The 9,835-nt window shown below is 44.7% G+C and carries 8 protein-coding genes and 1 tRNA gene; 8 read left to right on the plus strand and 1 reads right to left on the minus strand.

Annotation, left to right across the window (positions count from 1 at the left end):
* Window position 1: 1 nt before the first annotated feature.
* Complete coding sequence (gene arsC, locus AACV78_RS01895; protein ID WP_194008656.1) at window positions 2-403, plus strand: arsenate reductase, glutathione/glutaredoxin type; 402 nt, start codon at window positions 2-4, stop codon at window positions 401-403.
* A gap of 162 nt (window positions 404-565) precedes the next feature.
* The gene (gene arsS / locus AACV78_RS01900; RefSeq protein WP_194008655.1) at window positions 566-1,552 is read left to right on the plus strand and encodes an arsenosugar biosynthesis radical SAM (seleno)protein ArsS; all 987 of its coding nucleotides are present in this window, start codon (window positions 566-568) and stop codon (window positions 1,550-1,552) included.
* Here arsS and AACV78_RS01905 read toward each other — a convergent pair.
* Window positions 1,549-1,812, minus strand: coding sequence for a hypothetical protein (locus AACV78_RS01905; protein ID WP_194008705.1), 264 nt, complete (start codon window positions 1,810-1,812; stop codon window positions 1,549-1,551). The two genes, arsS and AACV78_RS01905, sit on opposite strands and share 4 nt — an antisense overlap.
* Before the next feature lie 26 nt (window positions 1,813-1,838).
* Between AACV78_RS01905 and AACV78_RS01910 the strand changes: the two genes are divergently transcribed.
* The 6 genes from AACV78_RS01910 (at window position 1,839) to urtA (ending at window position 9,652) form a co-directional block, all read left to right on the plus strand.
* The gene (locus AACV78_RS01910) at window positions 1,839-2,567 is read left to right on the plus strand and encodes a TVP38/TMEM64 family protein (RefSeq protein WP_194008654.1); all 729 of its coding nucleotides are present in this window, start codon (window positions 1,839-1,841) and stop codon (window positions 2,565-2,567) included.
* A gap of 356 nt (window positions 2,568-2,923) precedes the next feature.
* On the plus strand, window positions 2,924-5,392 hold the full coding sequence (locus tag AACV78_RS01915) for an ATP-binding protein (RefSeq protein ID WP_228042041.1): 2,469 nt from the start codon (window positions 2,924-2,926) through the stop codon (window positions 5,390-5,392).
* Window positions 5,393-5,493: 101 nt separating this feature from the next.
* Complete coding sequence (locus AACV78_RS01920; protein WP_194008653.1) at window positions 5,494-6,393, plus strand: class I SAM-dependent methyltransferase; 900 nt, start codon at window positions 5,494-5,496, stop codon at window positions 6,391-6,393.
* 427 nt (window positions 6,394-6,820) lie between these two features.
* Window positions 6,821-7,549, plus strand: coding sequence for an HAD family hydrolase (locus tag AACV78_RS01925; protein WP_194008652.1), 729 nt, complete (start codon window positions 6,821-6,823; stop codon window positions 7,547-7,549).
* 120 nt (window positions 7,550-7,669) lie between these two features.
* Window positions 7,670-7,742: transfer RNA gene (locus AACV78_RS01930), tRNA-Ala, on the plus strand.
* 590 nt (window positions 7,743-8,332) lie between these two features.
* The gene (gene urtA, locus AACV78_RS01935; protein WP_194008651.1) at window positions 8,333-9,652 is read left to right on the plus strand and encodes an urea ABC transporter substrate-binding protein; all 1,320 of its coding nucleotides are present in this window, start codon (window positions 8,333-8,335) and stop codon (window positions 9,650-9,652) included.
* Window positions 9,653-9,835 lie beyond the last annotated feature (183 nt).

A 9,835-nucleotide genomic window follows, 5' to 3' on the forward strand; every position in this document is an offset into this window, starting at 1 on the left:
CATGAAAAAAGTAATGTTCGTTTGCAAAAGAAATTCCTGCCGATCGCAAATGGCAGAAGGATTTGCTAAAACCATCGGAAATGGCAAAATTGCCGTCAGCAGTTCCGGTTTAGAATCAAGCAGAGTTCACCCGACAGCAATTCAAGTCATGTCAGAAATTGGCATTGATATCACCGATCAAACATCTAACCCACTAAGCGAATTCAATGCAGAAGACTACGACGCAGTAATTTCTCTGTGCGGCTGCGGCGTGAATTTACCAGAAGCGTGGGTATTGCAAGAAGTCTTTGAAGATTGGCAACTCGACGATCCCGACGGACAACCTATCGAAACTTTTCACCGCGTTCGAGACGAAATTAAAGCACGAGTTAAAAAATTAGTTGACTCTCTCCAACCAGATTAATGTCGAAAATATCACCCTTGGGTTGCGGGTTGCGATCGATTCTCAACAAACTGATTTTTAACCCGTCGCTGTCGCATCCAAAGAATTAGTGCTAAATTATGAGAGGCGTTCCGGCCGATCGCCTCTCAATCCGTTGCGAGCACAGACCGAAAAATTTAGCACATGATTCAGACAGCAATCACGCCTTTCAAAAACAAACTCAACTCAGCTTTAACTAAAAAGCAGATTACAGTTTTACAAATTAACCTCGGGAAACGCTGCAACCTCGCTTGCACTCACTGCCATGTAGAAGCTAGCCCGAAACGAACAGAAGAACTTTCCCCGGAAATTTGCGACCAATTAATTGAAATCATTCGCCGCTTTCCTCAAATTCAAACTGTTGATCTCACTGGCGGTGCTCCCGAAATGCTTTACGGTTTTAAACCCATAGCGGAAGCAGCAAGGGCAACAGGTAAAGAGGTAATTGTTCGTTCTAATTTAACGATTTACTTTGAAAAAGGATTTGAGGATATTCCTGAATATTGCGCGCAGCAGCAACTCAGAATTGTGGCGTCGCTTCCTTGCTACCAAGCTGACAATGTTGACAAAATGCGCGGTAACGGTGTTTTTGACAGTTCGATTTTAGCGCTGCAAAAGCTGAATCAGTTGGGATACGGGAAAAACCCAAATTTGATTCTGGATTTGGTGTACAATCCGCAAGTGCCGACAACAGATAAGTTTTCGCTAACAGCGGAACAAGGTAAGTTACAGCGAGATTATCAGGTTTATTTAGCTGAACATTTTGGGATTTGTTTTAATCACTTGTTCGCGATTACTAATTTGCCTGTGGGACGGACTAAGTTTCATTTGGAACATAAGAAACTTCACAAGCCTTATCTGGGGTTTTTGGAGGATAATTTTAATCCGGGTACTGTGGATCATTTAATGTGCCGCAATGAGTTGTCGATCGACTATTTGGGCAATGTCTACGATTGCGATTTTAATCAAATGGAAAATCTGCCGGCAAAAACTGGCAGCGGGGAAAAGATAACTGTTGCTAAATTGCTCGAATCTGGCAGTTTAGATGTGATTCAAGAGGTGCAAACTGCTGCTTATTGTTACGGCTGTACGGCTGGTTCAGGTTCTAGCTGCGGCGGCACTTTGACTTAAGAAGGAAGAAGGAAGAAGGAAGTTCGGCAACGAGCAATGTACGGGATGTAACGGATGTAACGGATGTAACGGATGTAAGCCCGTCGGAAGAAGGAAGTTCGGCAACGAGCAATGTACGGGATGTAACGGATGTAACGGATGTAAGTCCGTCGGAAGAAGGAAGAAACTATGCCCAATGCCCAATTCCCAATTCCCAATTCCCAATTCCCAATTCCCAATTTCCAATTCCCAATTCCCCATGCCCCATGCCCTATGCCCATATTATTGAGAATGGAGATTTTAAGTAATGAATGATTTGCGATCCCCCGATGAAAAAAATCCGCCACCATCCCAAAGGTGGAAACTGTTTTTAGGGATTGCTTTAGCTGTAGCTTTGATTGTGGCGGCACAGTTTTTTAACTTTCAAGCAATTCTAAAAAACGCGCTTTCGGCGATCGCGAGTCTGGGCCCTTGGGGCCCTGCAGCTTTTATTCTAATTTACATTGTCGCTACGGTTTTATTTATTCCCGGTTCTTTGCTTACTCTCGGTTCTGGGGTTTTGTTCGGCGTCGTTGGCGGCACGGTTTGCGTTTCCATCGGCTCGGTTTTGGGCGCAACTTGCGCTTTTTTAATAGGAAGGTATTTAACTCGCGATTGGGTTTCCAAACAGATAGAAGGAAATCCTAAATTTCAGGCGATCGACTCCGCAGTTGCTTCTGAAGGATGGAAAATTGTGCTGCTGACGCGACTTTCGCCAATTTTCCCATTTAATTTGCTCAACTATGCTTTTGGAGTCACGCAGGTATCTCTCAGAGACTATTTTTTTGCATCTTGGCTCGGCATGATTCCCGGAACTGTGATGTATGTTTATATCGGTTATCTGGCTGGGAGTTTGGCGGCACTCGGAGCCGAAGGGCGATCGCGCACTGCTGCTGAGTGGGCTCTTTACGGCATTGGTTTGCTAGCAACGATCGCCCTCACCGTTTATGCAGCCCGCTTGGCCAAAAAAGCTTTAGACGAAAAAATTTCTCCTTAAACTCACTGCACAAATTGGTGAAATTGTCAATACGGTTTTGCTCATAAATTATAATACATAGCTAATTTAAAAACCTCCGTATTTTCTCTGTGTTATTTACAAAAAATTTGTTATACAAACGAGATAGATATTAAATATATCGTAAAGCACTAACCTCAAAAAAGTAAACTCAAAGTCAAAATACAAAATTGATGTCAAAATAGAATGCGATATTGCGATCGAAATAAAAATTGTTCGCAGCCAGAAATCCACATCGGCCAAACCTAGGAGGAATCAAGTCCTGACTGTTGACATAATATTAATTCTGCCGAATGACCGTGCAGTGCGATCGATTTCACTCTCGACGAGAACATTTGATGATGCAAAAACCAGCAAATCAAGCCCGACCCGTTTCTGCGCCGCCGCCCCACCAAAAGCCAAAACTGCGCCACTTTTGGCAAAACATCGGCATCAGCGCTCAATCGCGCTGGCAGCAACTAGAAAGTCTTTGGCAACACAGACGGCAGCGTCGCCATTTGCTGACCCTACTAATTCTAGGCACCACGGCTTTAACCATTAGCACAACTACTTGCGTAAGCTATTTTTTTGTGCGCGGACTAATACTCGACAATTTAAAAGAAATAGCACTATTAAAATTAGAAAAAGGCACCGATGAAATCGATCGCTGGCTCAGCAGCCGCAAAGCAGAAATAGAAACCATCGCTTACTCTCCAAAGATTCGCACTCTCAATTGGGAATTAGTCGAACCCCGGTTGCAATCAGAAATATACAGGCTAAAAGAGTATTTCATCCTGGCATTAATTCAACCCAACGGCTCACTAAATAACACTTTAGGCAACCGCACGAATGTCAAAGACCGCGAACACTTTACAAAAGCAATGGCCGGGGAAATTAATGTTTCTGACCCGCTGATCGGCCGCAGTACACAAGTTTCGACGATCGTCGTTTCAGCTCCTATTTGGGCCTTGCCACAGGCTTCCAATCAAGTAATTGGAGTCCTATCGGGCAGCATTAAATTAGACAGAGTAGCAAATGTTGTTAACAGCCTGCATTACGGTTCCGAGAGTTATGCTTTTGCGCTCAATTCAGAAGGAGTGCCAATTGTTCATCCCAACAATAACTTAATTGGCAATAGCGATCGGCCTGCTCCAAGCTTTTTACAGTCACAAGATTCCGCACTCTCCACAATTGCGCGGCACATGATCGATCGCCAGACGAACATCGAACTGGTAAAAATAGATAACAAATGGGTGTATGCCGTCTACGCTCCCCTCCAGGAAGTGAACTGGTCGATGGCCTTAATAATTCCCCGCGAAAATATTGAATCCCAACTGCAAGCATTAAATTTTCTGACATCCGTCGTCGTCGGACTGCTAGTCCCGGCAATGCTAGCAGCAATTTGGCTAATTTATTCCTCCGAAAATAATCGCGCCAGAGCCGAGCGAGAAGCCATGCTCAACCGGATTTCTGGACGCATTCGCACTTCTCTAGAATTAGACAAAATCGTGCAAAGTACCGTCGAAGAAATAGTAAATTTGCTGCATCTAGAACGAGCAGCTTTTGGTTGGTACGAGCCGCAAAACAAAACTTTACAAATTTTGTGGGAATCTTCCCAATTTGATTGTCCGAGACAAGCGATAAACTTTGAACCTTACTTGGTGCGAAATTTGTCAGTAGAGAGCGACCAATCCGAGCCAATTATTTTTAGTGCCGATACTTGGACAGGGGGCGCAAGTCAACCGCTCGAACTGAAAGCTAATAGCTATTTAGCCGTGCCAGTCCCGACTCAAAACGAGCAACAGGGTTATTTAGTTTGCAGCCACGCTGCTCAGTGGTTTTGGAGTGCGGAGGAAATTCAACTGTTAAAAGCTGTAGCAGATCAATTGGCGATCGCCATTACTCAATCTCACCTTTACACTCAAACCCAAGACCAAGTAAAACTGCTCAATAGTGCCTTGCACGAACTGAAAAAGACTCAAACCCATTTAGTGCAGAGCGAAAAAATGTCATCCCTCGGTCAAATGGTAGCGGGGATAGCGCACGAAATCAACAACCCGGTTAACTTCATTTCGGCTAATTTGCCTCACACCACAAAATATACTAAAGATTTATTAGAATTAGTGAGTTTGTACAAACAAACCTTCCCAGAAGTCCCCCCGGAAATCACCGATTTTACCGAAGAAATTGAGCTAGATTTTATCGAGGAAGATTTGCCGCATATCTTAAATTCTATGAAAATAGGAACCGATCGCATTCGCAGCATAGTTCTTTCTTTACGCAACTTTTCTCGCCTCGATGAATCAGACAAAAAGCAGGCGGACATTCACGAAGGCATGGAAAACACCTTGCTGCTGCTTTCCAACAAAATCAAAAATGGCATTTATATAGTCAAGAGATACGGAAAAGTGCCTTTAGTAGACTGCTATCCGTCTCAGCTAAATCAGGTGTTTATGAACTTGCTGAGCAATGCGATCGATGCCTTGAACGAGATCGATCGCCTGGATAAAATTATTACTATTTCCACAGGAGTAGTTCGCGAACATAGCATAAAATTTCTGAAAGTGGCGATCGCCGACAACGGCCCCGGCATTCCCGACAGCGTTAAAGACCAAATTTTTAACCCATTTTTTACCACCAAACCGGTGGGACAAGGCACTGGTTTGGGGTTAGCAATCAGCTACAAAATTGTTGTAGACGGACACGGCGGCAGCATCAAAATATCTAAACCCGCAGGCGGCGGGACGGAGTTTTTAATAAAAATCCCGATTAATGAAAAGCGACAGGAAGCAAGCAATAAAAGGGAAGTTGGGCAAGGAGCAATGTAGGGGAGGTAATGGATAGAGGTTCGAGGAGACAAATAATTTTAATTAATGCTAATTTTACTGCTGTTGGCTAAAATTAAAAGAGTTTTTGTGAAAGGAGTTTTATGGCTGTTGGTAAGGATACAATTTTCGAGCGCTTTTTATCGCCGCTGATCCGACTGGCGATCGACGAAGAAGCAATCAAACGACTCTACGAAGGTACTGACTGGGAAAAAGCGGGCGATCGCCACCGACAACCCAACCTAGTTTATCCCAAATATTACAGCAGCCAAAACTTTCACGGCATCAAAGGCGGCTACCTCAACCCCAGTGCCGCCGTTTCCTACGATCCAATCACGCAATACGTTTTGCCTCCCCACGAAACAGTCGTCAGACAAGGTTTAATTGACGCTGTGCGGGTAAAGCCGCGCCGAATCATCGATTTGGGATGCGGCACCGGTTCAACAACCCTGATGCTCAAACAAGCCTTTCCCGAAGCGGAAGTTGTGGGCCTGGACTTGTCTCCTTATATGCTGGTAGTCGCCGAAATGAAAGCGCAAAAAGCCGGCTTAAATATCGAGTGGTTGCACGGAAATGCTGAAAGCGTGGGTTTTGCTGACAGCAGCTTCGATTTAGTCGCAGCTTCCTTGCTGTTTCACGAAACGCCGCCTGCTGTCTCGCGCGCAATTTTGCGAGAAAGCTTCCGACTGCTGAAGGTTGGGGGACAAGTGGCAATTTTGGACGGAAATCAAAAAACTTTGCGACAGACAGAGTGGCTGACTGATATCTTTGAAGAGCCTTATATTAAGTCTTACGCGGCTGGTAGTATTGATGCTTGGGCGGGGGCGGCGGGATTTGCTGCGGTGCAAACTCAGGAACACTGGTGGGTGCATCAGGTGACGCAGGGCGTGAAACCTCTTTCTGGAGAAGATTTTGAGCCGGTGCGTCAGGCGCAGGTGTCGAATTTGGGCGATCGCACTCCTGATTTTGATGGCGATTTACCGGGCATTCCAGCACCCGCTTGATGTATTGACTGTTGGCTGTTGGCTGTTGACTGTTGACAGTTAACTGTTGGCTGTTGGCTGTTGGCTGTTAACTGTTGACAGTTAACTGTTGCGGTATATAAATTATATGTCACAAAACAATGCCCCGTCTTGTGGGGTGTCCCGCCCTGAACATACAATTTAAATGTCCGACAGCTTAATGACTACCCTTTGACTTCGCTCTTCAGGCAAGATGACTAATGACTGATAACTAATGACTGATAACTAATAACCAATAATATCAAATCCTCTCTTCATCGGAATGATTCAGATATATATTCTATCCCTCTGTGTACTCTGTGTTCTAGCGCCGGTTAAATCACCTGACGACCCAAGCGGAAACGATATAACTAATAACTAATAACCAATAACTAATAACCAATAACCAATAACTAATAACCAATAACTAATGACTCTAAAAGCAGTTCTATTTGATTTTAATGGCGTTATTATTAATGACGAGTCGATTCACGAGAACTTAATCGATCGCCTGATGCTAGATGAAAATCTGCAACTCAAACGCGGGGAGTTTCGAGAAATTTGTTTGGGAAAGAGCGATCGCGCTTGCATTACCGAACTGCTGCAGCGCCGAGGACGATATCTCACAGAAACATACCTCGATCGCTTGCTGTTAGGCAAGGCCAAAGCTTATCAAGAAAAAATAAATAGTTTGGAAACATTGCCGATTTATACAGGTTTGGCAGAATTTATTGACAAAATTCGCGTTTCTGGACTAAAAATGGCCGTAGTTAGCGGGGCCATGCGATCGGATATAGAATTAGTGCTAGAGCGAGCCGGTTTGGCTGCAAATTTTGAGTTAATTGTCGCAGGTGACGACTTGACGGCGAGCAAACCAGAACCCGACTGCTATCTGTTGGCTGTGGAACTTCTCAACCAGAAATATCCCGGTTTGAACCTGCAACCGATCGAATGTTTGGCCCTAGAAGATACTTTTGCGGGGATAGAATCGGCGAAAAAAGCGGGGATGCAGGTAGCGGGCGTGACTCACACTTACCCGTTTCACATGATCCAGCGCCAAGCTAATTGGACGGTGGACTATTTTGCTGATTTAGAGTTGGACAGAGTAGCCCAACTTTGCTCGATCGCCCCCACCGAGCCAGCGGCGGAAAACTCTTGACGTTTTTAGCCCTTACGTGCTAATGTTGGTCACGGTTTGTAAAATTGAAAGCAAATACAATTTGCAAGCCTTTGAGATTCGGCAATCGAGCATTTAAAATGCTAAATTGAAAGTCAATCAGGGGAATTAGCTCAGTTGGTAGAGCGCTGCGATCGCACCGCAGAGGCCAGCGGTTCGAGTCCGCTATTCTCCATAAATTAGTTGACAGTGGACAGTTGACTCCGAAAGCAGTTGCAGAGTAGGGGAATCAAACCATTTATGCTTGACGGGTATCGGCTGTATTCATTAGGTTATTTATGTCCGCGCCCCATGTTGCTGTTGCTATATTTGTATAAAGGGCGATCGTCATCTGCTTTGATATTTTCCTGTGAATGTGCGATCGATTAACCGCAGCAAGATGAATTCGGTTCGTAGTGCGGACTTCAGTCCGCTGATTATTGCATTTTTGTCCGCACTACGAACCGTGGTTGTGATGGTAATCGATCGGACACGATCCAAGTGTGCCACAAACTCAGTTACGGCCTAACTCCTAGTATCAATAAAATAATTCTCTAAAGAAACCCGGTTTTTAATTTCAGACCGATCGCTCAAAGTGCATATCTTAGTGTCTAAACTCCGTTTCTGGCACATTTGCCATCAATCCCCACCAAACCTTCATTTTGTAAATTAATAATAACATTTGTATATAAAGATACAAAAGTATTCTCAACCTAGTCTTAATATCAAGTCGCTATATGTTATTCTCAATCATCTGACTGAGCTATTTAAGAGTAACAAGGAAAAATGACAAAGCGATTCGATCGGCGGAAATTTCTTTTATACGGTTCTGCTACCCTCACAACAAGTTTATTCCTCAAAGCTTGTAGAACTCCGACTCCAACAGCCACCCCAGCCACTTCTCCGACAGCAACAGGAACTACACCAGCAGCAGGCGGTGGAAACACGATCAAAGTAGGAATTTTGCATTCCTTGAGCGGCACAATGTCCATCAGCGAAAAAAGCGTGGTTGATGCCGAACAATTAGCGATCGAAGAAATCAACAAAGCTGGCGGTGTCCTCGGAAAACAAATCGAAGCAATAGTAGAAGATGGCAACTCAGACTGGCCGACTTTTGCCGAAAAAGCCAAAAAATTGATCGACCAAGATAAAGTTGTCACCGTCTTCGGCTGCTGGACATCCGCCAGCCGCAAAGCAGTATTGCCAGTCTTTGAAGAAAAAAATCATATGCTCTGGTATCCCGTACAATACGAGGGTCAAGAGTGCTCAAAAAACATCTTTTACACCGGGGCAGCCCCAAACCAACAAATCGAACCAGCAGTTGACTGGCTGCTAGAAAATAAAGGAAAAAAATTCTTTCTAGTCGGGTCTGACTACGTTTTTCCCCGCACAGCAAACACCATTATCAAAGCACAACTAGCAGCCAAAGGCGGAGAATTAGTTGGCGAAGATTACATACCTCTTGGCGGTACAGAAGTCACCCCCATTATTACTAAAATCAAGGCAGCTTTGCCCGACGGCGGGGTCATCTTCAATTCCCTAAACGGCGACAGCAACGTCGCATTTTTCAAACAGTTGCAGGGTGCAGGTTTGGGCCCGGACAAATATCCTTCCATGTCTGTGAGTATTGCAGAAGAAGAAGTAAAGGCGATCGGCGTAGAATATCTCAAAGGTCATTACGCCGCCTGGAACTACTTCATGACAGTGGACACTCCGGAAAATAAAAAGTTTGTCGAAGCATTCAAAGCAAAATACGGCAATGACAGAGTGACCAACGACCCGATGGAAGCAGCTTACATCATGGTTTACCTGTGGAAGCAAGCCGTCGAAAAAGCAGGAACCGCCGACGATTTGGACAAAGTACGGGCAGCAGCTTTGGGTCAAACTTTTGACGCGCCGGAGGGCAAAGTGACCCTAGAAAATAACCATCACCTTGCTAAATTTGTGCGGTTGGGTAAGGTGAGAGAAGACGGTTTGTTTGAAATTGCTTATGCTACGCCAGAAGCCGTGCCACCGATTCCTTGGAATCAGTTTGTCCCCGAAACACAAGGCTTTTCTTGTGATTGGTCAGATCCGGCCAAAGGCGGCAAATTCAAGACCAGCTAAGTAAAGCATAATTCAAGCGTGAAGGGCAGCCTCTCCGGCTTTGCTTGTTACCAGGCTCTTCCTGGTAACACATATTGAGAGGAAGAACCTCCTTTTACTTCGCCACTTATAGGAGAAATAACTATAAGCTGTTGTGCAAATAAACATTGTATATTTTGATGACAATCAAAAATTGTCAAATCC

The organism is Tychonema sp. LEGE 07196 (assembly GCF_963890365.1).
Taxonomy (GTDB): domain Bacteria; phylum Cyanobacteriota; class Cyanobacteriia; order Cyanobacteriales; family Microcoleaceae; genus Microcoleus.